The 20,775-nt window shown below is 61.8% G+C and carries 20 protein-coding genes and 1 tRNA gene; 5 read left to right on the top strand and 16 right to left on the bottom strand.

All coding sequences use genetic code 11. The features are described 5' to 3' along the window. The first annotated feature begins 7 nt into the window (after positions 1-7). Positions 8-102, top strand: a tRNA-Ser gene (locus tag L4X63_RS01625). A gap of 996 nt (positions 103-1,098) precedes the next feature. On the opposite strand, the gene L4X63_RS01620 is transcribed toward L4X63_RS01625, so the two are convergent. Continuing rightward, the gene (locus L4X63_RS01620) at positions 1,099-1,473 is read right to left on the bottom strand and encodes a hypothetical protein (protein WP_250676839.1); all 375 of its coding nucleotides are present in this window, start codon (positions 1,471-1,473) and stop codon (positions 1,099-1,101) included. A gap of 363 nt (positions 1,474-1,836) precedes the next feature. Between L4X63_RS01620 and L4X63_RS01615 the strand changes: the two genes are divergently transcribed. The 3 genes from L4X63_RS01615 (at position 1,837) to L4X63_RS01605 (ending at position 4,619) form a co-directional block, all read left to right on the top strand. After that, positions 1,837-2,826, top strand: a complete 990-nt coding sequence (locus L4X63_RS01615) for an ABC transporter substrate-binding protein (protein WP_250676838.1) — start codon at positions 1,837-1,839, stop codon at positions 2,824-2,826. A 91-nt stretch (positions 2,827-2,917) separates the two neighbouring features. After that, entirely contained in the window at positions 2,918-3,826 is a 909-nt protein-coding gene (locus L4X63_RS01610; RefSeq protein WP_250676837.1) for an ABC transporter permease, read from the top strand. After that, complete coding sequence (locus L4X63_RS01605) at positions 3,819-4,619, top strand: ABC transporter ATP-binding protein (RefSeq protein ID WP_250676836.1); 801 nt, start codon at positions 3,819-3,821, stop codon at positions 4,617-4,619. The genes L4X63_RS01610 and L4X63_RS01605 overlap by 8 nt, the downstream gene beginning before the upstream one ends. 92 nt (positions 4,620-4,711) lie before the next feature. On the opposite strand, the gene L4X63_RS01600 is transcribed toward L4X63_RS01605, so the two are convergent. From L4X63_RS01600 to L4X63_RS01580, 5 genes are read right to left on the bottom strand one after another with little or no spacing between them, the layout of a single operon-like run. Next, positions 4,712-5,035, bottom strand: a complete 324-nt coding sequence (locus L4X63_RS01600; protein ID WP_250676835.1) for an AzlD domain-containing protein — start codon at positions 5,033-5,035, stop codon at positions 4,712-4,714. After that, positions 5,028-5,765 carry an AzlC family ABC transporter permease gene (locus L4X63_RS01595; RefSeq protein ID WP_250676834.1) on the bottom strand — a complete coding sequence of 246 codons (738 nt, stop codon included), beginning with the start codon at positions 5,763-5,765 and terminating at the stop codon, positions 5,028-5,030. The genes L4X63_RS01600 and L4X63_RS01595 overlap by 8 nt, the downstream gene beginning before the upstream one ends. Further along, positions 5,762-6,709, bottom strand: coding sequence for an EamA family transporter RarD (rarD, locus tag L4X63_RS01590; protein WP_250676833.1), 948 nt, complete (start codon positions 6,707-6,709; stop codon positions 5,762-5,764). Before rarD ends, L4X63_RS01595 begins: the two co-directional genes overlap by 4 nt. After that, positions 6,706-7,194, bottom strand: a complete 489-nt coding sequence (locus L4X63_RS01585; RefSeq protein ID WP_250676832.1) for a YbaK/EbsC family protein — start codon at positions 7,192-7,194, stop codon at positions 6,706-6,708. Before L4X63_RS01585 ends, rarD begins: the two co-directional genes overlap by 4 nt. Before the next feature lie 43 nt (positions 7,195-7,237). After that, the gene (locus L4X63_RS01580) at positions 7,238-7,510 is read right to left on the bottom strand and encodes a DUF2917 domain-containing protein (RefSeq protein WP_250676831.1); all 273 of its coding nucleotides are present in this window, start codon (positions 7,508-7,510) and stop codon (positions 7,238-7,240) included. Between the two features lie 201 nt (positions 7,511-7,711). Between L4X63_RS01580 and L4X63_RS01575 the strand changes: the two genes are divergently transcribed. Continuing rightward, positions 7,712-9,154 (top strand): aminotransferase-like domain-containing protein, encoded by a 1,443-nt coding sequence (locus tag L4X63_RS01575; protein ID WP_250676830.1) that lies wholly within the window; start codon positions 7,712-7,714, stop codon positions 9,152-9,154. A 164-nt stretch (positions 9,155-9,318) separates the two neighbouring features. On the opposite strand, the gene L4X63_RS01570 is transcribed toward L4X63_RS01575, so the two are convergent. The 10 genes from L4X63_RS01570 to pruA all read right to left on the bottom strand — a co-directional run bounded on the left by L4X63_RS01570 (position 9,319) and on the right by pruA (position 20,718). Next, the gene (locus L4X63_RS01570; RefSeq protein WP_250676829.1) at positions 9,319-9,924 is read right to left on the bottom strand and encodes a MarC family protein; all 606 of its coding nucleotides are present in this window, start codon (positions 9,922-9,924) and stop codon (positions 9,319-9,321) included. Next, complete coding sequence (locus L4X63_RS01565; RefSeq protein ID WP_250676828.1) at positions 9,921-10,862, bottom strand: DMT family transporter; 942 nt, start codon at positions 10,860-10,862, stop codon at positions 9,921-9,923. Before L4X63_RS01565 ends, L4X63_RS01570 begins: the two co-directional genes overlap by 4 nt. Beyond that, entirely contained in the window at positions 10,855-11,559 is a 705-nt protein-coding gene (locus L4X63_RS01560) for an ABC transporter ATP-binding protein (RefSeq protein WP_250676827.1), read from the bottom strand. Before L4X63_RS01560 ends, L4X63_RS01565 begins: the two co-directional genes overlap by 8 nt. Before the next feature lie 195 nt (positions 11,560-11,754). After that, positions 11,755-12,528 (bottom strand): ABC transporter ATP-binding protein, encoded by a 774-nt coding sequence (locus L4X63_RS01555; protein ID WP_250676826.1) that lies wholly within the window; start codon positions 12,526-12,528, stop codon positions 11,755-11,757. Positions 12,529-12,567: 39 nt separating this feature from the next. Beyond that, a complete protein-coding gene (locus L4X63_RS01550) occupies positions 12,568-13,497 on the bottom strand; it encodes a branched-chain amino acid ABC transporter permease (protein ID WP_250676825.1) in 930 nt (309 codons plus the stop codon). Positions 13,498-13,502: 5 nt separating this feature from the next. Further along, positions 13,503-14,378, bottom strand: a complete 876-nt coding sequence (locus tag L4X63_RS01545; protein ID WP_250676824.1) for a branched-chain amino acid ABC transporter permease — start codon at positions 14,376-14,378, stop codon at positions 13,503-13,505. Positions 14,379-14,795: 417 nt separating this feature from the next. Beyond that, entirely contained in the window at positions 14,796-15,572 is a 777-nt protein-coding gene (locus L4X63_RS01540; RefSeq protein WP_250676823.1) for an amino acid ABC transporter ATP-binding protein, read from the bottom strand. Beyond that, positions 15,559-16,590 (bottom strand): amino acid ABC transporter permease, encoded by a 1,032-nt coding sequence (locus tag L4X63_RS01535; RefSeq protein ID WP_250676822.1) that lies wholly within the window; start codon positions 16,588-16,590, stop codon positions 15,559-15,561. The genes L4X63_RS01540 and L4X63_RS01535 overlap by 14 nt, the downstream gene beginning before the upstream one ends. An 82-nt stretch (positions 16,591-16,672) precedes the next feature. Then, positions 16,673-17,464, bottom strand: a complete 792-nt coding sequence (locus tag L4X63_RS01530) for an amino acid ABC transporter substrate-binding protein (RefSeq protein ID WP_250676821.1) — start codon at positions 17,462-17,464, stop codon at positions 16,673-16,675. A 260-nt stretch (positions 17,465-17,724) separates the two neighbouring features. Continuing rightward, the gene (gene pruA / locus L4X63_RS01525) at positions 17,725-20,718 is read right to left on the bottom strand and encodes an L-glutamate gamma-semialdehyde dehydrogenase (protein WP_250676820.1); all 2,994 of its coding nucleotides are present in this window, start codon (positions 20,716-20,718) and stop codon (positions 17,725-17,727) included. Between the last annotated feature and the right edge of the window lie 57 nt (positions 20,719-20,775).

The following is a 20,775-nucleotide window of genomic DNA, read 5'->3' as shown; positions in this document are numbered from 1 at the left end:
TAGTCACGCTTCACGTAGCACTTTTTGCTATCAAACGGTTACCCCGCGGTGCCCAGGATTGGAAATCCTCGTGTCGGCGGTTCGATTCCGTCCTGGGCACCATACAGCTACCTACAGAAAAGGCACTTACGATAACCGCGTAAGTGCCTTTTCTTCTTTCTGATTGCAAATTCCCTCTCCATGCCCCTTCCCTCCACGTGGCCCGTCCTCCTTCCCGCTACGAAGATACAGCCCTGAGGTCTGCTTGAGTGTAGGTTAAGAAGTCAGCACATCTCTTCGTCGGCGGTGGCATGGCGGGCTTGGTCCTGCGATAGGCATGGTTGGTCCTTGCGACAGGTTTGGTTAGTCCTGTGATCGCCTTCTCCGCTCTTTCGGGAAGAACGATTGCCGGAGTTGACCCCTCTACTCACACCGGTTGTCCATTTATCGAGCGCAACAATCATCTCCTTAAGCGGTACCCGTCGCGGCGGCGAGGTCTTAGATGGCTTACTTACTCCTCCGCCCGCACTCTTTACCTTGACGATAGCATTGGATATGACGTGGATGGTCTTCACAACCCCAGACACGAGAATTTCTCGTGCTACAAAAGGAATGGTCAAGATGCAGATCGCAATCCTTCGACTCGGTGACGGTGATGATAAGGGGCTCGTAGGTATCGTAGCGCTTACTATAGGCGTCTTAGGACTACCTATGGGTATCCCAGGACTGATGATGATCATCGGGGGACTAAGTTATCGCAGGTCGCTAGATTAACCTTGGAGGGGCGGGGTACTACGTGGTGTCCGAGGAATTGCCAACAGGTATGCACCACCAAACATCGTCATCTCAAGTCCTGAAATCGGTGCGGAGAGGGGCCGCATCGCTGGCGCAAGACCGGCCTTCAGCATCCAACGACCAAGCCGGGCGACGGACATCGTAATAATGGTTGCCTATCAGCTCAAGCAAGCCTATTTAGAGACCGATGCCGGTAACCTGTCTGGTAGCAATGGCAATTGGGGATATTGACGTTAGATGTCGGTAGACTGGGCGAGCAGACGTGATTGGTGGGAGCGCCTGCCCTCCCCAAAGGGTGGGCAGGCGACCTGATGCGGCGGAATCTCAGACGGCCGGTGCGGGGGCAGCTTTCTTGCGAGCGCCGAAGCGCCGTACCCCAAACCCCGACTGAATGAGTGCCGGGATATCCTCGTCGGTTGCCACCGACTGTAAGTAGCTGATGATCCTTTTGAACATGTCCGTGACATCGCGGCGGGCTATCTTGCGTAGCTCGATATGCACTCGATTTCCGGTCGTCCCACCCTCGAACGCTGCCTGCAAGGCGTCGATTCTCTCCTTGGCCTGTTCAAGGCTGGGGAGGCCGGCGGGCGGGTTCCGGTACAACGCTAAGTTGGCCAAACCGCTGTGGTAGCGATAGCAGTTGCTGATGAAAACGGCGTCTTTTCCGGTAAGGTCGATTGTGATGAATAGCATGGACATTTGGTGTCACCCCCTTCCGCCGCGCGGGCGGACGTTTACTGTGGCGTATTAGCAAATACTAACTTTTGTTTCTCCGAATGCAACCCCTATAGTTTTGGTTGCGGATGGAACGGGACCCGGCATCGAGCCGAACGCGGAACGGCAGCGTGCGGTGCTGGACCTTGTCGTGGTTGCGATAGAAGCCCGGCGGATTTTCCTGTGTTTCGTGCTATTTGGCCGCGGCAACCAATTGTTCGTTGTGGCTGATAAAGCCGTTGACGCAGTATCTGGTGCGGTGGTATTCTCTCGCGATTGGCATGACATTCTGACCAGAGGACCTTTTGGATCGCTGGCTGGAAAATACAATGGAATAGGAGTTGACCCGTGAGAAAACTAGTTACTCTGGCATCCGCCGTACTTGCAGTCGCCCTCTCTGTTTCTTCGGCCGTTGCCGCCCCCGCCGGCAAGGCTCTGATCGGGGTCTCGAAGATAGTTTCCCATCCCGCCCTCGACGCCGTCGAGAAAGGGATCCAGGACGAGCTGGCTGCCGAGAAGGTTAACGTCCAGTACGACCTCCAGAATGCCAACGGCGACTCCAATACCGCCGCTTCCATCGCCAACAAGTTCAAGTCCGAAAAGGTCGCCGTAGCGGTCGGCATCGCCACTCCCACCGCCCAGGCCCTGGTCAACACCCTGAAGACCACCCCGGTGATCTTCTCCGCCGTCACCGACCCGGTCAAGGCCGGGCTGGTCAGGTCGCTCACCAAGAGCCCCCGCTATGTGACCGGCGTCTCCGACATGACCCCGGTCAAACAGCAGATCGAACTGCTCCTCAAGATGAAAAAGGTGAAGCGCCTTGGCCACATCTACACCAGCTCCGAGGAGAACGCGGTGGTGCTGGCCGGCGTCGTCAAGCAGGCCTGCAAGGATCTCCACATCGAGTACGTCGAGACCACCGTCTCCAAGTCCTCTGAGGTGAAGGAGGCCGTACAGGCGATCATCAGGAGGGTCGACGCCATCTACATCTCCACCGACAACACCGTGGTCTCGGCACTCTCCGCGGTGACCGACGTCGCGATGAAGAACAAGGTGCCGGTCATGTCGGCCGACCCGAGCTCCGCCGAGAAATTCCCGGTGCTGGCCGCCTGGGGCTTCGACTACTACAAGATGGGACGGGTCACCGGCAGGATGGTGGCCGAGATCCTCAAAGGAAAGCGCCCCGACCAGATGCCGACCCGCTTCATGACCAAGGCCTCGGACGTCGACCTCCTCATCAACCTGGACGTGGCGAAAAAGCTGGGGCTGAGCGTTCCGCCCAACCTGGTCAAGACCGCGAACAAGATCGTCCAGAACGGCAAGCTCGTAAAGAAGTAATCATCACGTAGTCCAAGAGGCCCCGTGTCCTTCCGCAAAATGGAGGTCACGGGGTTTCGCTCTGATAAAAGAACAAGGAAACAGCGTCGTCATGATTGAAGGTATCTTCGTAGAAGGACTCATTTACGGAATCATGGTGCTCGGGGTCTTCATCTCCTTCCGGGTGCTCGACTTCCCCGACCTCACGGTGGACGGCTCGTTCCCGCTCGGCGCGGCGATCATGGCCACCTGCATCCTGGCCGGGGTCAACCTCTGGCTGGCTCTCCTGCTCGCCTTCGCGGGCGGCGTCATCGCCGGGTACGTCACGGCTCTCATCCACAACCACCTCAAGGTGCCGAACCTCCTGGCCGGTATCCTGACCATGACCATGCTCTACTCGGTCAACATCCGGGTGCTCGGCAACCGCGCCAACGTGCCGCTTCTCAACGTCGACACCGTTCTCACCGTCGTCAACGACAAGCTGGATGGGATCGTGCCGGACGACTACAAGTCGCTGGTCTTCTTCGTGCTGGTGGCGCTCCTCCTCAAGTTCCTCCTCGACCTCTTCTTCCGCACCGACCTGGGGCTCACCATCGGGGCGATGGGGAACAACGAGCAGATGGTCGTTTCCCAGGGGGTGAACCCGAAGACGCTCAAGGCGATCGGCCTCGGGCTCTCCAACGGTCTGGTGGCCCTTTCCGGCGCCTTCGCCGCGCAGTATCTGGGTTTCGCCGACGTAGGCCTCGGCCAGGGGATCATCATCTCCGGCCTCGCCTCGGTCATGATCGGCGAATTCCTGATCATGAAGAGCAACCGGATCAGCGTCCTCACGTTATGCGCGCTGCTCGGTTCCGTCTGCTTCCACGGCGTTCTCTACGTGGGGCGCTACTACGGCTACCTCATCAACATGACGCCGAACGATCTGAATCTTATCAAGGGTATCCTGATTATCGTGCTCCTGGTCCTGACCCAGAGCAGGAAACTGAAGAGGCCCTCTAAGGCAGTGGTGAAAAATGATTGAGTTAAAAGACGTACGCATGATCTTCGGCCAGGGGACGGTCAACGAGAACGTGGCCATCTCCAATATCAATCTCAAGGTCAAGGAAGGTGATTTCATCACCGTCATCGGTTCCAACGGCGCCGGCAAGTCAACCCTCTTCAACCTGATCGCCGGGACCATCACCCCGACGATAGGCAGCATCTTCCTCAACGACAAAAACGTCACCCGGGAGCCCGAGTACAAGCGGGCCAGGCATATCGGCAGGATCTTCCAGAATCCCCTGTTGGGGACCGCCTCCAACATGAGCCTGGAAGACAATATGATGATCACCTACCGGAAGGGGTTCAAGTGGCTTAAGCGCAGCCTGAACCACGCGAAGCGCGAGCTCTTCAGGCAGGAGCTCACCCAGCTCAAGATGGGGCTGGAGAACCGGATGAAGGAGAACCTCGCCATGTTCTCGGGCGGCCAGCGGCAGGCGCTGACGCTCCTCATGGTGGTACTCTCCAAGCCGGACCTGATCCTTCTGGACGAGCACACCGCGGCCCTCGATCCGAAGAACGCGGAGATCGTGCTGGAGCTCACCAACAAGTTCATCGAGGAGTACAAGCTCACCGGCATGATGATCACCCACAACATGAGCCACGCCATCGAGTTCGGCAACCGGCTCCTGATGATGGACAAGGGCGAGATCATCTTCGATGTGGAAGGGGAAGAGAAGAAGGCGCTCACCGTGGAACGCCTCCTCGAGAAGTTCCACGAGATCAGGCATACGAGCTTCCAGAACGACCGCACCCTGCTCGCCGAAGACAAATAGATTTACCAAGACGGTACGCAAAAAGGCGCCCGGCAGAGATGCCCGGCGTCTTTTTACGTTTAAGTCTGCCCCTCACTCCAGGCCTTCCCTTCTTACCTCAAGACCGATATCGCCCAGTAAAGTCCCATGCCCACGATCACCGTTCCCACCAGCGACCGGGTCTTCAGCGCAAAGAGCAGCGTGGGGATGGCGGCCAAGAGGTCGGGCTTGGAGAGGTCGAGCACCCGCGGCGTCCCGGAGGTCACGAGCCCCGGCGCAAGGAGCGCGCTCAGGATGGAGACCGGGATGAGATCGAGCCAGTCGGTCAGCCAGCGCGGAAGCTTGCGGTTGGCCAGCACGGTCAGGGGGAGCATGCGCGGGAGGTAGGTGGCAAGCCCCATCCCGAAGACGATCAGCAGGTAACCGGTGTCAGGCATCGCCCCTCCTCTTGGCCCGCCTCTTGAGGAGAAAGCCGATGGTGGCCGCCCCGCAGGAGGCGGCGATGACGTGGCCGTTCCCCGTGAAGATCAGGGAGAAGGAGACCGACAGGAGGGCGGCGATGACGGCGGTCACCATGTGGAGCCGTTCCCGGAACTGGAAGATCAGGAGGCAGATGAACATGGCGGGGAGGGCGAAATCGATTCCGAAGGCCCCGGCAGGGACCATGTCGCCGATGTAGACCCCGGCGACGGTGCTGACGATCCAGCAGAGGTTGGTGATGTGGTTGACCGCCAGCGCGCGCCAGCGGTCCCACCCCTCTTTCCGGAAGCAGGCCATGTTGACGGCGAAGCTCTCGTCGGTGACCCCGTAGGCGAAGAGGGCCAGGAAGCGCTTGCGGACGCCGGGAAAGCGTACCGACATGGCGGAGCTCATCAGGAGGTGCCGCAGGTTCACGACGAAGGTGGTCGCCACGATGGCGGCGGCCGAGGCGCCACCCTGCAGCATGGAGACGGCGATGAACTGGGAGCTCCCGGCGAAGACCACCGTCGACATCAGGAGCACGTGTACCGGCCCAAGCCCCGCCTTCTGCGCCAGCACCCCGAAGGAGAGCCCGATCGGGATGAAGCCGAGACAGATCGGCCAGGCGGTCTTCAGCCCGTCCGCGAGGCATGATGTCCGCCCGGCAGCCGCCGCGCCGGAGCTTGCTTCCTCCATGGCGTCGCTCATTCGGCGGCTGTCTCCATGCGCGCGCTCGCAACGGCAGGCTTGCGGGCAAAGGCGATGGCGGACCAGGAATAGACGGCCAGCCCGCTCCAGACGCAGAGGAAGGTGACCAGGTGGGTCGCGTTGAACTCCTCCCCGTAGAGGCAGACCGCCAAAAGGAAGTGGATGCTCGGGGTGATGTACTGGAGAAAGCCGATGGTCATGAGCCTCAGGCGCTTGGCCGCGGCGGTGAAGATCAGAAGCGGTATGGCGGTGACCACCCCGGAGAGAAGGAGCACCGTGCTGTCTCCCAGGGAGCCGGCCAGGAAGGTGCCCTGCCCGGTCGCACCCAGGTATCCCAGGTAGATGGCAGCGGCGGGTCCGGCCAGGAAGGTCTCCACTGAGAGCCCAACCAGGGAGTCGACCGGCACTGTTTTTCGCAAAAGGCCGTAGAGCCCGAAGGTGGCCGCCAGGCCGAGCGCGATCCAGGGGATGGTACCCAGCCGGAGGGCTGAAAGGGTGAGGCCAACGACGGCCAGCATGACCCCGATAGCCTGTCCGCGCTTCATCCGCTCGTGAAGGAAGACGAAGCCGAGCACGATGTTCACCAGCGGGGTCATGAAGTAGCCGAGGCTCGACTGGAGCACCTCTCCCTTGCCGATGGCATAGATGAAGACCAGCCAGTTGGTTGCAATGAGGACGGTGGTGGCACAGAGCGTGGCCAGCGTCTTGTGGGTCCCGAAGGCGGCACGGAGGTCTCCCCAGCGGCCCTTGACGGTGACCAGGATCGTCAGGAAGACCATCGACCAGACGACCCGGTGGGCGACGACCTCCAGGGGCGGAACCTGGGAGACCAGCTTGAAGAAGATCGGAAAGAAGCCCCAGACCAGGTAGGCCGCGAGACCGCAGATGACGCCGAGCCTCGCCTCCCGGGATGAATCCCTATCGAGCGATGCAACGGTAGTCATGTCATCTCCCGCACGGAAGCGACCCGGCCGTCAGTGATGACGGTGAGCTCCTTCGGGGTAAGCCGGAAGAGAGCCGCCGGGGTTCCCGCCGCCGCCCAGAGCTCGGAGTACTGCAGCAGGTCCTCGTCGACGATGGTGGCGAGTTTCTCGGGGTGCCCCAAGGGAGCCACGCCGCCGATGGCGAACCCGGTCTTCTCGCGGACGAAGGAGGCATCGGCCTTGCCGATCGGCTCACCGGCCAGGGCCGCGAGCTTGTCGACGCAGACCCGGTTGCGTCCGCTGGCGAGCACGAAGAGCGGCTGACCGGTCACCTCACCGCGGAAAAGGAGGGATTTCACGATCTGGCCGACGTCGCAGCCGACCACCTGGGCAGCCTCTTCGGCGCTACGGGTGCTGGCGGAACGTTCCTCCACCTGGCAGGAGAGGCCGAGGCCGGCCAGGGCGTCCTGGACTTTCTGTGCGCTTTTGCTGAGCTTTTTTTCCATATACCTCTCCTTAAGATGGTGTAGTTTTCGTGGTCCGGGTGGGTTATGCCGAGCCGACCAGGTGCCACGATTCGGTGCCGCGGGTACGGGCGGCGGCGGTATCGGCGGCGGTGCATTTAAGGCGCGCTGCGCCCCAGGCCTCGACCACCACCTGGTCCCGCTTCCCGATCTCCATCTGCTCGCCGGGGCCGAGGCAGTAATCCCTCGGGTCGCCGGTGCGGGTCACGTAGAGCGCCCCTTCCAGACATCGCACGGCACAGAGCCCGTGCCTGCCGTCAATTCCCAGTACCGCGCCGTCATCGAGCACGATTTCCATGGCTCTCCCCCTTTTCGCCGCTGTATGCGGCCGTCACCTCATTGTGATGATGACAACTATAGCGGAGGAGAGTCGAGAGTGACAGATACATTAAATTATAATTGTTACCGTAACAGTTTGACAAAGCGGAAACTGTAACCGTATATTATGACCGCAACTGTTACTTTTCCACTGTCAGTGTACGCGATAGGATGTCACGCCATGGAGACCATGATCCAGTCTAACAGCTCGAAAGTGCCGCTCTATGAGGAGGTGGCCGGCAAGGTGTCCCACCTGATAGAGGAGGGGACCTTCGGCCCCGGCTCCCGTATTCCGTCGGTGCGCGCCCTGAGCCGGCAGCTGAGCGTCAGCATCAACACCGTGATGGAGGCCTACGGCCTTTTGGAGGACCGCCGTCTCATCGAGGCCCGCCCCCAGTCCGGCTACTACGTGCTCGCGCGCCGGGGGAACATCCCTGCCGAGCCCTCCATGTCCACTGTCCGCTCCCTCCCAACCAAGGTGAGCATCAAGGAACTCTCCAGCATGATCATGCGCGACATGCGGGACCGCTCGCTGGTGCCTTTGGGGGCCGCCATCCCGAACCCGGAACATCTTCCCATCGACCGCCTGAACCGGATGCTCTCCACCGAGGCGAGACGCTACCGGGAGCAGAGCGTCTCCTACGAGAGCCCCCCGGGGTGCGAGAAGCTCCGGGTACAGGTGGCCCGCCGCCTCGTCTATGCCGGGTGTACCCTCACTCCCGACCAGATCGTCACCACCTGCGGATGCATGGAGGCCGTGAACCTGGCGCTCCTCGCGACCTGCCGTCCCGGTGACACCGTGGCCATCGAGTCCCCCTCCTACTACAACTTTCTCCAGGCACTGGAGCTGTACGGCCTGAAGGCCCTGGAGATCCCGACCCATCCCCGGGACGGGATGAGCATCGACGCCCTTCGCTACGCCCTCGAGCACAACAGGATCAGCGCCTGCCTGGCCGTTACCAATTTTTCCAATCCCCTCGGGTGCCTGATGCCGGATGACAGGAAAAAGGAACTGGTGGAGCTGCTCTCATCGCACCAGGTGCCGCTCATCGAGGACGACCTGAACGGGGACCTGAGTTTCTCACCCGAGCGGCCGCGGGTGGCCAAGTCCTACGACAAGGACGGCTCGGTCCTGCTCTGCTCGTCGTTCTCCAAGACGCTCGCCCCCGGCTACCGCGTCGGGTGGATCGCGCCGGGACGGTATCAGTCCGAGATCGAACGGCTGAAGGGGGTGATCACCATCGCCGACGCCACGCCGCCGCAGCTCGCCATCGCCGAGTTCCTGGCCAATGGCGGCTACGATCACCACCTGCGGAGCCTCCGGCGCATCCACGCCCGACAGACCATGCAGATGGCCCAGGCGGTGGGGCGCTACTTCCCGGAGGGGACCCGGATCTCCAACCCGGCGGGGGGCTTCGTCCTCTGGGTGGAGTTCCCTTCCTACGTCGATTCCCTGGTGCTCTATGAGCAGGCGCTGAAGGCGGGGATCACCATCGCACCCGGCCCGGCCTTCAGCCCACGGCAGAAGTACCAAAACTGCATACGTCTCAACGCCGGTTATTGGTCGGAAGAGGTGGAGCGGGCGATCCAGACGCTCGGGGAGCTGGCGGCGGCGATGAAATAAAAGGGGGGGGATTTCGCATTGGCTGCCAAGGCAAATCCCCCTAAATCCCCCTTTTCCAAAGGGGGATTTTGAACCCCCTAATACCTCCGATGAGGCTTCACGAGAGGAATGTGCATCTAAAAGAAAGGGGACTGGCACCTGTGGCGCCAGTCCCCTTTGTACGTTTAGACGATGTGCAGGAAGTTCTTGATCCCGGAAAAGACCAGCTGGGCAGCGATGGCGGCCAGCATCAAGCCGGTCAGCTTGCTCAGGATGGTGATCCCCTTTCTTCCGATGACGTGCTCGATGGCAGAGGCGCAGAAGAGTATCACCCCGATGCAGACCACCGCCGCCGCCAGTGCGGCACACCCCGCAATGACCTGCCAGTTCTCCTGAAGATCCGCCCCCATGACCATCAGCGCACCGGTGGTCGCGGGCCCCACCGTGATGGGAATCGCCAGCGGGACCACCGAGATGTCGTCCTGCCGCTCGCCGGGCGCCACCGCCTCTCCCTGCACCATCTGAACCGCGGAGAGGAAGAGAAGGACCCCGGCGCCGATCCGGAAGGAGTCCAGGGTGATACCGAACAGCGAGAAGAGGTGGTTACCGAAGAAGTAAAGGGTAAAGCAGGCAAGGAGCACAGCCAGGGTTACCCGCACGGCAAGCTTGCGCCGTTCGCGCCCTCCCATCTCCTGGGTCATGGAAAGAAAGACCGAGAGAACGAAGAAGGGGGTGAGGAGGAAGAAGAATTTGATCCAGATACTGATGAAGAAGTTGAAATAGGCGTTCATGATGCTTCCGTCGCGGACGCGGTGAGCGCCCCTTGGTTCTTGGTGAAACGGGCGGAGACGCGGGTGAAGATGAAAAGCCCCGTGAAGATGATGGAGCCCCCGAGGAGCTGCCGGGTGGTCGGATACTCCTTGAGGAAGATCGAGGCCCAGACGATGGCCCCCAGCGGCTCGCCGAGGATGCTCACCGAAACCACGGACGCCTGCACGTAGCGGAGCGCCCAGTTGAAGGTGGTGTGGCCAAGGACGGTGCAGATGGCGGCCAGCCCGAAGAAGAGGGCCCAGTCGGTGGCAGGGTAGGGGTAGAACGGAACCCGGGCCGCCAGCGTCCCTACCGCCAGCACCAGCGAGCTCGCGCCGTAGGTGACCAGGGTGTACCCGGAGAGCTCCACGCTTCCGCGCAGCCTGCGTCCGATGAGGATGTAGCCGGAGATGAAGATGGCAGCCGCGAGCGCCAGCAGGTCGCCAAGGAAGGCTTCCATCCCCATCCTGAAGTCCCCGGCGCCGATCACCAAGCTCCCCGAGATGGCCAAGAGCCCGCCGTACACGGCCTTGCGGGGGACCTTCTCCTTGTAGAACAGCCACGACCCCAGGACCACGAAGACCGGCTGGGTGGTGACGATCACGACCGAGCTGGCGATCGAGGTGTATTTGAGCGAGGTGAACCAGGTGACGAAGTGGAGCGCCAGGAAGACGCCGCTGCCCGCGGAGAGGAGGAACTGACGGCGATTCATCTCCCGGATGCCGGAGAAGCGGCTGGCGAGGCCGGCGGGGAGGAGCAGGAGAAAGGTGAAGATGAGACGGTAGCTCGCGATGACGAGCGGCGGAGCGCTGCAAAGCCGCACGAAGAGCGCCGAGAAAGAGACGGCAAAAACCCCTACCAGGACAGCCAGGTAGGGGTTAACCAGCGGTTGATGTGCGGGGCGCGGCACCCTATTCACCCAGGTACGCCTTCCTTACCTCGGGGTCGGCGGCCAGCTCCTTCGCGTCGCCCTTCAGCACCACCTCGCCGGTCTCCAGGACGTAGGCGCGGTTGGCTATTGAGAGGGCCATGTGGGCATTCTGCTCGACCAGCATGATGGTGGTCCCGGCCTTGTTGATCTCGGTGACCACCTCGAAGATCTTCTCGACCAGCATCGGGGCGAGGCCCATGGACGGCTCGTCGAGAAGGAGCAGGCGGGGGTTGGTCATCAGGGCGCGGCCCATGGCGAGCATCTGCTGTTCTCCGCCGGAAAGGGTCTTGGCGAGCTGCTTGCGGCGCTCGGCCAGGCGCGGGAACATCTGGAAGGCGCGCTCGATCCCCTCCTGCATCATCTTCTTGTCGTTCTTGGAGTAGGCACCCATCTCCAGGTTCTCCAGCACGCTCATCTTCGAAAAGACGCGGCGCCCCTCGGGGACCTGGCAGATGCCGAGCTTCACGATGTCGTGGGCCGGGACCTGGGTGATGTCTTTACCCTCGAAGGTGATCCGCCCGCTGGCAGCGGGGACGATACCGGAGATGGTGTTGAGGATGGTGGTCTTCCCGGCGCCGTTGGCACCGATCAGGGCTACGATCTCACCATGCTTGACCTCGCAGTTCACCTCGGTGAGGGCCTTGATCGCCTTGTAATTTACGGAGAGTTGTTCGACAACGAGCATAAAAACCTCTGGAAACAGTTCTACGTTCTCTGTTCTACGTTCTACGTTCTACGTTGAGACCAAATGGCGTAGAGGCGTGAACCGCGACCTAGAGCTGCGTACTATGCTTAAATTATCAAAATGCTGCCTATGCTGCTTCACCAAATCAGTGGTACTTGTAACGTGGAACCTGGAACGTAGAACCTGGAACCAGTATTACTGGTTCGCCGCCTTGCCGAGGTAGGCCTCGATAACCTTCGGGTTGGCGCGTACCTCTTCCGGCGTCCCGTCGGCGATTTTAATCCCATAGTCGAGAACCGCGATCCGGTCGGAGATCCCCATGACGAACTTCATATCGTGTTCCACCAGGAAAACGGTGACGCCGGTGGCCCTGATCTTCTTCACGATATCCATGAGGGCCTGTTTCTCGAAGGGGTTCATGCCGGCGGCCGGCTCGTCGAGGAGGATGATCTTCGGCCGAAGTGCCAGGGCGCGGGCGATTTCCAGGCGGCGCTGCTGCCCGTAGGAGAGGTTACTGGCCAGCTCGCCCGCCTTGCCGGTCAGCTCCACGCGATGGAGGCACTCCATGGCAAGATCGACCAGCTCGGCTTCCTTCTTTTTCATCCAGGGGGTCGGCGCCATGAGGGTGCCGAAGAGGTCCCAGTTCCCCTGGGTGTGGGCGCCGATCAGCACGTTTTCCAGGACGGACAGCTCGTTGAAGAGACGGATGTTCTGGAAGGTTCTCCCCACCCCTTGGGCGGCGATCTGGTGGGTCTTCTTGCCGCTGATGAGGTTTCCGCCGAAGCGGATCTCCCCTTCGGTCGGGGTGTAGATCCCGGTGATCAGGTTGAAGAGGGTGCTCTTGCCGGCGCCGTTGGGGCCGATGAGCGCCTGGATGCTCCCCTCCTCGACCGCGAGGTCGACCTTGTCGACCGCCACGAGGCCGCCGAAGCGGATGGTTACTTTATCGAGTTTCAGTATGCTTGCCATGCGGAAAATTCCTTCGGTAAGGTGAGGCCTCGAAGGCCCTTACAGCTCGCGCCGCTTCGGATCCGCGGCGAGGGTTTCGCTTGCCCTGCGGCCCAGCGCCTTCATCAGCATCCCGGTGAAGTTGACACCGCCCAAAAGGCCGTTGGGGCGGAAGACCATGAGGCAGACGAGAAGCGCGCCGTAGACGAGCATACGGTACTGCGACATGAAGCGGAGAAACTCCGGGGCGGCGGAGAGGACGGCGGCGCCGAACACGGTGCCGGGGATGCTTCCCAGGCCGCCGAGCACCACCATGCTGAGGATATCGACCGACTTGAGGAACCCGAAGTCGGAAGGGTTGATGTAGTTGATGAAGTGGGCGTAAAGGCAGCCGCCGATACCGGCCAGGAAGGTGCCGATGGCGAAGGACTTGACCTTGTAGATCGCCAGGTTGATCCCCATAGCCTCGGCAGCGATCTCGTCTTCCCGGATCGCCTTCAGGGCGCGGCCCAGGCGGGAGGACTGCAGGAAGGTCACGAACACGATGGAGATGATGGCCACCACCCAGACGTAGATCGGCATCGGGATCGAGGTTTTGGCCGGTACTACCTGCATGCCGAGCGCCTTGTTGGTGATGTCCAGGTTGAGGAAAACGACCTTGACGATCTCGGCGAAGCCCAGGGTGCAGATGGCCAGGTAATCGCCGGTCAGCCGCAGGATCGGGAAGCCGATCAGCACGCCGATCAGCGCAGTCAGCAGGCCGGTCAGGATCAGGTTCAGCTCGAAGGGGAGCCCGAGCCGGTTGGTGAGGATGGCACCGATGAACGCCCCGATGCTCATGAACGCCGCGTGTCCCAGCGAGAGCTGCCCGGTCAGGCCGGTAATGACGTTGAGGCCGAGGGCAAGCGGGATGGCAATCCCGATGTTGACGATGATCTGGAGGGTATACGGGTCGACGGACCCGACGATGCTCTGAAGGAAGTGACCCATATCTATTAAACCTTTTTCTGGATTTTCTGGCCGAGGAGGCCGGTGGGCTTCAGCAGGAGCACCAGGACGAGAATGGTGAAGGCGATGGCGTCCCGGTACGAGGAATAGCCGATGGCGACCCCGAAGACCTCGGTAACCCCGAGGAGGACCCCGCCGAGCATGGCGCCCGGGATGGAGCCGATCCCGCCCAGGACGGCGGCTGCGAAGGCTTTAAGGCCGGCCATGAGTCCCATGTTGAAGGTGACGGCGTTGAAAAGGAGTCCCACCAGCATGCCGCCGGCGGCGGCCAGGGCGGAACCGAGGGCGAAGGTGAAGGAGATGACGCGGTTGACGTTGATTCCCATCAGGGCGGCGGCGGTGTAGTCCTCGGAAGTGGCCCGCATTGCCTTGCCGATCTTGGTCTTCTGGACGATGAACTCGAGGGTGAGCATCAACAGGGCCGAGATGCCGATGATGGAGAGCTGGAGGGTGGAGACCTCGGCGCTGCCGATCTTGATCTGCCGAAGCGGGAACACATCGTCCGGGAAGGCCTTGGCGTCGGCGCCGAAGATCATGAGCGCCAGCGACGAGAGGAAGATCGAAACCCCGATGGCGGAGATCAGCGCCGAGAGCCTCGACGAGCGGCGCAGCCTGCGGTAGGCGACCAGCTCGATCACCACCCCGAGGATCATGCAGAAGCTCATCGAGAGGAACATCGCCACGAAGATGTTGAGCTTGAAGTAGGTGATCAGGAGGAGCCCGACGAAGGCGCCGACCATGAAGATCTCGCCATGGGCAAAGTTGATGAGGGTGATGATGCCGTACACCATGGTGTAGCCGAGAGCTATCAGCGCGTACGTGCTCCCGAGGGCTACCCCGTTGATCAGTTGCTGTAGGAACATTGACGGTCCTTTGTCAGGAGTGGTCTCCGGTCTGGCCGGTAGTTGAATTGTCTCGCCAGCGCCTTCCGTTCCCAACCTAATTTCTCTCGACATTACAGAGAGATGACGACGCGGACGGCACTGTATACTCTTTTTAAACAAACGGGGCTTTCTACCACGTTTTGGCGCCGCTGAGCAAGACAATTATTTGGTCTTACCAAAATAAGCTAATCTTAATTATATTGATAGTTCGCATGCTTAGCATTTTTGGACCATTTGTCAGGCCCCTGCCCAGGCTGCCTCACCCCGGCAGGCCAGGGGAGTTTTGTCCCGCAAAACTCTCCCTCGTCCGGCAATCCGCCTGGGATGGCCGGCTCTACCCTTCGGCTCCCCTTCCTCACCCCGTCCCTCTCCGCCAAAAGGGCGGGGGTAGCGGGGTTAGATCAGCCTGCTTAAAAAGCTCTTGATCCTCTCGTTGCCACCCTGGTTGTCGAAGAACTCCTGCGGCGTTCCCTGCGCAATGAAGTCCCCCTTTTCCATGAACATCACCCGGTCGGCGAGCTCGCGCGCGAACCCCATGTGGTGGGTGACGATGATCATGGTCATCCCCTCGTCGGCCAGGGTGTGGATGGTGTCGAAGACCTCCCCGACGAGCTCCGGGTCGAGGGCCGAGGTCGGTTCGTCGAAGAGCATCAGCTTGGGGCGCATGGCGAGCGCCCTGGCGATGGCCACCCGCTGCTTCTGCCCCCCCGAAAGGGTGGCGGGGTAGACGTCCTGCTTGTCGGAGAGCCCCACCTTGGCGAGCATGTCGAGGGCGATCTGCCGTGCCTCGGCGGCCGGCTTCTTCTGGACGGTGAGCGGTCCCTCCATGACGTTGCCGAGTACGGTCATATGGGGAAAGAGGTGGAAGTGCTGGAAGACCATCCCGATCTCGGCCCTAAGGGGGCAGATCACCGACTGCTTGTCGAGGTGGAGCTTGCCGTGGCGCCGGTGGTACCCCACCTCGTGCCCCTCGAAGCGGACCGTCCCCTCGTCGATCTCTTCCAGGAAGTTGATCGAACGGAGCAAGGTCGATTTTCCCGAGCCGGAGGGGCCGATGATGACGAGCTTTTCGCCGGGGTAGACGGAGAGGGAGACCCCGTTGACGGCGGTCAGGCTCTTGAAGCGTTTGACGATCCCCTGAAGCTCTATGAGCGGCTGCCTATCGGTGTTCATAAATCCCCGCACGGTACTCGATCCTTTGGAAGATGAAGGTGAAGAGGGTGGTGAAGGCGAGGTAGACCAGGGCAGCCAGCACCAGGGCCGTCACGTTGAAGTAGGTGTTGAAGAGCTGGTCGGCCGAGCGCATGAGTTCCACCATGGCGATGGTGGAAACGAGCGCGGTGTCCTTGATGAGGGCGATGAACTCGTTGCCGATGGGGGGCATGAGTCTCTTGTAGGTCTGCGGGATGATGACCCTCCGCATCGCCTGGCGGTAGGTCATCCCGATCGCCTTGGCGGCCTCCATCTGGCCGTGGTCGATGCTCTGGATCCCGCCGCGGATGATCTCACCGAGGTAGGCCGAATAGTTGAGCCCGAGGCCGATGATGGCGGCGGTGGCGGGGGGAAGGGTGATCCCCAGCGAAGGGAGGCCGTAGTAGATGAAAAAGAGCTGGAGCAAAAGCGGCGTGCCGCGGAAGAACCAGATGACGAACCAGCAAAGGGCCGAGACCGGGCGGAAGGCGCTGATCCTTCCGAGGGCGATCAAAAGGCCCCCCAGGGGGGAGATCAGCATGGTGCCGACCACCAGGAGCAGGGTGGTCACCGCCCCCTTCAGCAGGGAAGGGAGGAACCGGAGGCAATCCTTGAAGAAGGTGACGTAGCCGGGCTGGCGCGCGGCAGCCACCGAGGCCGCGAAATTCTTCGCCTCGCTGTTGTCGGGGTAGAGAGCGAGCACGTCTTTGGCGGCGGCGCTAGCCTTCTCCATCTCCCCCAGCGAGAACTCGAGCCTAGCGATCTGCATCCGGCTCCGGGCGTACGCCTCGCCGTCCTCCCCCTTGGCGGGTTTGGGGATCTTCTGGAGCTCGGCGACCGCGGCGGAGAGATCCCCCTGCGCCATGATGTCGCTGGCATTTTTGAAAACCTGGTCGGGATCCACAGGGGCGGCGCAGGCGGCGAAAGGAAGGGCGAGCGCCCACAAAAAAAGCAGGGTCGCGATGACGACCCTGCCGGATGGTTTGCTGAAAAGAGTCATAGTACTGCCTTCACATAGTGCGGAATAAAAGCCGGGACCCGTCGAGTACGGGTCCCTTTCTACCATACCGGAGAGATTCCGGCTACCACTTCTTCGGGTTGGTGATGTCCTCGGCGAACCACTTGCGGGAGATCTTCGCCATGGTGCCGTCCTTGACCATCTTGTCGAGGGCCTGCTGAACCTTGGTGCGCAGCGCGGTGTCTTCCTTGCGGAAGGCGACCCCGAACGGCTCCTTGCTGATGAAGCCGGGGAGGACCTTGAACTGGCCGGGGCGCTTGGCGATGAAGTCGCGGCCGGTGACGTTGTCCATCACCACCACGTCGATGCGGGAGGCTTCCAGGTCGAGGAGCGCCTTAGGGTTGTCCTCGTACTCTTTGAGCTCAACCGGAGCGGTGGGGAGTTTCTTCACGGCGCTCAGGGCGGAGGAGCCTTTCTGGGCGCCGACCTTCACCTTTTTGAGGTCCTTGAGGGACTTGAAGCGCTTGTCCTTGAAGCGGACCACGGCGATCTGGCCGTCCATGATGTACGGCTTGGTGAAGGCCACTTCTTTGGCGCGCTCGTCGGTGATGGTCATGCCGTTCCAGATGCAGTCGAATTTCTTGGCGTTGAGGGAGTGGATCACGCCTTCCCAGGCGGTCGGCTGCCACTCGATCTTGATCCCGAGACGCTTGCCGACTTCCTCGGCGGCGTCGATGTCGAAGCCGATCAGCTTCCCTTTGTCATCGCGGTAGCCCATGGGAGGGAAGGCGTCATCGAGGCCAATGACGATTTTGCCGGCGCTTTTGGCCTTGTTGAAGGAGCCATCGGCGGCGAGGGCCGGGATGGTAAGCGCGGCGATAAGGGTGACGGCGATAAGCAGGATTAACTTTTTCATCTTCCCTCCGATATCATTAGCATTGGCTAAGGTCTATTGGTCAGACCGGCGGGCCATTATTCCAGAAAGGAGCCGCTGCGTCAAGGGTTTCCGTAAACAGATTTTGCTGTGGTCAAACAAGCGGTTCCCTCCCCCTTGGAGGGGGAGGCTAGGGAGAGGGGGAAGTGGCGGGGTGCGGAAGCGGGGTACACGAAAAAAGCGGATGGCGGCGGGCTGCCCCGTCACCATCCGCTTTTATTCACTGCAGGTTTGCTTCCTTCTTACGGCAGGTCATCCCCCGCTTCCACTGGTGCGAAGCCGCGGCGCATGGTGTTTTCGGTGATGACGCGCGGGTCCATGAAGTGCAGGAGGTAGTCGTGGCCCCCCGCCTTGGTCCCGACCCCGGACATCCGGGAGCCGCCGAACGGCTGACGCCCAACCAGCGCGCCGGTGTTGTTCCTGTTCAGGTAGAGGTTCCCCACCCGGAACTCGCGGCGGGCCTTGTCCAGGTGCTCCGGGCTGCGGCTGAAGACCCCGCCGGTGAGGGCGAAGCGGGTGGAGTTGGCCCACTCGATCGCCTGGTCGAAGTCCTTGACCCGCATGACGGCCAGCACCGGTCCGAAGATCTCTTCCTGGGCGATCCGGTGCTCGGGGCGGATCCCGCCGACGATGGTCATCGGGACGTAGTATCCTTCGCCCTGCGGGACCGGGCTCTCGTAAAGGAGGTGCCCCTCCTTCTTCCCGATGGAGGCGTACTCCATGATGGTCCGCTGGGCGTTACTGTCGGATACCGCCCCCATGTAGTAGGCCGGGTCCTCGGAGGGGCCGACCTGGGTCGCCTTGGCCATGGATACCAGCCGGTCGATGAACTTGTCGTAGACTGCGTCCACCACGATGACCCGCGAGCAGGCCGAGCACTTCTGCCCCTGGAAACCGAAGGCGGAGTAGAGGACGTGCGGGACCGCCTCGTCGAGATCGGCGTCGTCGTCGATGATGATGGCGTTCTTGCCCCCCATCTCGCAGACGATCTTCTTCACGTTCTGCTGCCCCGGGTAGACCTTGGCCGCCCGCTCGATGATCCGGAGACCCACTTCCATGGAGCCGGTGAAGGCGATCAGGCTGATGTCCGGGTGGTCCACCAGGTAGTCGCCCATCACCGAGCCGCGTCCCGGGGTGAAGTTGAAGACGCCGGCGGGGAGTCCCGCCTCGCGGAAGATCTCCACCAGGTGCCAGCCGATGATCGAGGTGAGGGCGGAGGGCTTGAAGACCACGGTGTTGCCGGCCACGATGGCGGCAGAGACCATCCCCATGCTGATGGCGAGCGGGAAGTTCCAGGGGGCGATGACCGCTGCCACCCCTTTGGGCTCGTAGAAGTAGTGGTTCAGCTCGCCCGGGGCGTTCCCCACGCGGGAGGGCTTGCCGAGGCGGATCATCTCGCGGGCGTAGTACTCGAGGAAGTCGATCGCCTCGGTGACGTCGGCGTACGCCTGGTCCCACTGTTTGCCGATCTCGAGCACCTGCCAGGCGGCGAGCTCGAAGGCGCGCTTGCGGGCGGCCTCGGCCCCCTTGAGGAGGTATTCGGCGCGCTTTTCCGGCGCGGTGTCACGCCAGGCGGGGAAGGCCCCCTTGGCGGCGGCGACCGCCTTGCCGACCTCGGCGGTTCCGGACTGGCAGACCCTTCCGAGCACCTCCGAGGGGCGGTTGGGGTTCACCGTCGGGATCACCTCCTCCATCCGGACCTCTTTGCCGTCGATGAAGAGGGGATAGACCTTGCCGAGCTGGCCGCGCACCGCCGCAATCTGCTTCGGGAAGGCCTCGCGGTGCTCCGGACGGGTGAAGTCCACCATCGCCTCGTTTTTAAAGGGGGGAACGCCTTCGGATACCTTGGAGGCCGCGACCGGGCGCGCCTGCTTCTCCCTGCTCACGGTGAGGACCGGATCCTCGAGGAGCCGCTCGATCTCGGCGTCGCCGGCGAAGCTTTGACGGAGGAACGACTCGTTGGCGGTATTTTCCAGCAGGCGGCGCACCAGGTATCCCATCCCCGGCACCATGTCGCCGTACGGGCAGTAGAGGCGGATCCTGCCGGCAACCTTGAGGATGCTGCGGCGCACCGGCTCCGCCATCCCGTAGAGGACCTGGAACTCGTAGCGCTCCTCGGGTACCCCCAGCTGGCGGGCGGCCTCCATCACGGAGGAGATGGTGCGGATGTTATGGGAGGCGCAGGCGAAGTGGCAGATGTCGTGGTTCTCGAGGATCTTCCTCGCCTGGCGCTCGTAGGCGGCGTCGCTTTCCGCCTTGATGGTCCAGACCGGTACCTCCCAGTCGTTCTGCTTGGCCTTTACGGTCTCGTAGTCCCAGTAGGCCCCCTTCACCAGTCGGACGGAAATCTGCACCCCTTCCTTCCTCGCCCAGCCGAGGAGCTCGTCCAGGTCGCGGTCGGTATCCTTCAGGTAGGCTTGCAGCACGATCCCCAGGTGCGGGTAGCTGCGGTATTCGAGCTTCAGCCGGCGGAAGGCCTCCAGGATGATCCCCTTGTGGCGGTACGATTCCATGTCGATGCACATGAAGCCGTTGAGGTCCACCACCTTGACCATGATCTGGCGCAGCCTGGCGAGGATGGCGGTGACCGACCCCTCGAAATCCTGGGGGTTGGCCAGGCAGAAGAGGGCGGTCGGCTTGACGGCGACGTTGACCTTGGGTGCGTGACCCCAGTCGAGGGAGCCGCCGCCGTTACCGAGCGGTTTCCATCCGGCCTGCTCCTTCTTCAGCGCGTCGAGAAGCTCCAGGTAGGTGTTGGTGTAGGCCTCCGCCTCGGCCTCGGAAAGGGTGGCCTCCCCAAGGACGTCGACCACGAAGGCGAAGCCGTCTTTTCTCAGCTTCTCGAGGTTTTTCACCGCCTCCTTGGTGTTCTCCCCCACGATGAACTGGCGTGCCATCTCCTGGATGTTCGAAGAGAGCACCTTGTTGAGCACGGCGCCCCCCAAAGAGCCGAACATCCCGGCCGCCTTGGCTCCCCACGAGAGGACCGCCGGCATGTCCTTGTCTTCGCCGAAATACTCGCGGATGTGGTCGGTCAGCAGCCGGCTGGTGGTCAACGAAGGGAAAACGTCCACGAAGCGGAACATCTGGACCTTGAACTGCTCGTTCTGCATGCTCCAGTCCATGACCTTCCCCATCCAGGCCCCTTTGTCGAACAGCGACGGTTTTTCACCGCTGATGGTGCTGAAAAACTCTTTTCCCCGGGAGACGATCTTCTCGTTGAGCGCGCTTTGCATGGCAGGACTCCTGTAGAATGATAGTAATGGTTGGACCATTAGATACCTCAAGCGAAG

This window comes from Geomonas sp. Red32, from assembly GCF_023652955.1.
GTDB lineage: Bacteria > Desulfobacterota > Desulfuromonadia > Geobacterales > Geobacteraceae > Geomonas.
This window is presented reverse-complemented; position numbering and strand designations above follow the sequence as displayed.